This is a genomic window from Streptomyces murinus, assembly GCF_002154555.1.
In the GTDB taxonomy this organism is placed as follows: Bacteria; Actinomycetota; Actinomycetes; order Streptomycetales; family Streptomycetaceae; genus Streptomyces; species Streptomyces murinus.
Genome location: NZ_MUNF01000756.1, coordinates 1 through 1,500 on the forward strand (window position 1 = coordinate 1; position 1,500 = coordinate 1,500).

1 protein-coding gene and 2 pseudogenes are annotated in these 1,500 nt (G+C 69.2%); 1 reads left to right on the forward strand and 2 read right to left on the reverse strand.

Annotated features, from left to right (window positions below):
• Both rph and CCN72_RS34435 read right to left on the reverse strand, forming a co-directional pair.
• Positions 1–118 (reverse strand): annotated as a pseudogene (rph, locus tag CCN72_RS34430) (ribonuclease PH); the annotation flags it as partial.
• Positions 119–216: 98 nt separating this feature from the next.
• On the reverse strand, positions 217–450 hold the full coding sequence (locus CCN72_RS34435) for a PTS sugar transporter subunit IIB (protein ID WP_037651475.1): 234 nt from the start codon (positions 448–450) through the stop codon (positions 217–219).
• 197 nt (positions 451–647) lie between these two features.
• Here CCN72_RS34435 and CCN72_RS34440 point away from each other — a divergent pair.
• Positions 648–1,500 (forward strand): annotated as a pseudogene (locus CCN72_RS34440) (PTS transporter subunit EIIC); the annotation flags it as partial.

Here is a 1,500-nt window from a genome sequence, read left to right on the forward strand (position 1 = left end):
AGAAGACCTTGGTGTCACCGAAGGAGACGAGGACGGAGCCCTCGGCGTGCTTGCTCCATCCGCGTTCGATGGTGACCGGGCGGAGCTGATCGGGGGTACGGCCGTCGATGCGAGACATGGCATGGAGCCTAGCCGTAGATACGGAAGGGACTCCTCCCGCGTCGGGAAGAGCCCCTTACCGGTGAATCCCGGCAGAACCCGCAGGGGTCCCGGGGTTCACATCATGTCTTCGATCTCCGCGGCGATCGGGTCGGCGTCGGTGCCGATGACGACCTGGACGGCGGTGCCCATCTTGACGACGCCATGGGCGCCGGCGGCCTTCAGGGCGGCGTCGTTCACGAGCGAGGGGTCCGACACCTCGGTGCGCAGGCGGGTGATGCAGCCCTCGATCTCCTCGATGTTGTCGATCCCGCCGAGGCCGGCGACGATCTTCTCAGCCTTGCTGGCCATGTTGCTTCTCCCCTGATCCGAACCGCTTTGTCGCAGTAACCCACAGTTGGCCCATCTTCGCGAGCGGTCATGCCGTCCGTGCCGAAAGATGGCGTTCACGACAGCGGAACCGTCCGGGCAACTGGTCTACACCAGCGGAGGGACGGTCGCCAAACCGCGCCCGAGTCGAGTGGCCGCCGAGTGGCCGGAGGACGCCCATGAGCGAGGGGAGCGCGACGGGAGGCGCGGCGCGGGAGCGCTGGGGCCGGTTGTTCCAGGGGCTCCAGAAGATGGGGCGGAGTCTTCAGCTGCCGATCGCGGTGCTGCCGGCGGCGGGGCTGCTGATCGGGCTCGGGCAGCAGGGTGTGGTGGGCGCCGACGGGCTGGGCTGGACGACGGTCGCGAAGGTGATGCGGGGTGCGGGCGGGGCGCTGCTGGACGGTTCGCTGGGGTTGCCGCTGCTGTTCTGTGTGGGTGTGGCGATCGGGATGGCGAAGAAGGCGGACGGCTCCACGGCGCTCGCGGCGGTCGCGGGCTTCCTCGTCTACTACGGGGTGCTGCACCAGTTCCCCGAGGACTGCCCGGCCGGTTCGACGGCGCTGGCGGGGGTCGGCTGCCGGGCCGGGGACGGGACGGTGGCGGCGTTCACCTTCCAGAATCCGGGGGTCTTCGGGGGGATCGTGCTGGGTCTGCTGGCCGCGTCCNNGGACGCGGCTGGTGGACTGGCTGGGCTTCTTCAACGGCCGCCGGCTGGTGCCGATCCTGATGGCGTTCGCGGCCATCCTCTTCGCGGCGCTGTGTCTGTGGGTGTGGCCGCCGATCGGTGCGGGGCTGGAGAGCTTCAGCCACTGGCTGCACGCGGCGGGGGCGTGGGGGGCGGGGCTGTTCGGTGTCACCAACCGGGCGCTGCTGGTGGTGGGCCTGCACCAGTTCCTGAACGTGCCCATCTGGTTCCAGTTCGGCAGTTACACCCAGCCGGACGGGACGGTGGTGCACGGTGACATCAGCATGTTCCTGGCGGGTGATCCGCATGCGGGGCAGTTCACCTCGGGCTTCTTCCCGATCATGATG

Excerpts from the sequence above, each read along its gene's own strand:
- CCN72_RS34435 (WP_037651475.1), bottom strand. The coding sequence starts at position 450 with ATGGCCAGCAAGGCTGAGAAGATCGTCGCCGGCCTCGGCGGGATCGAC.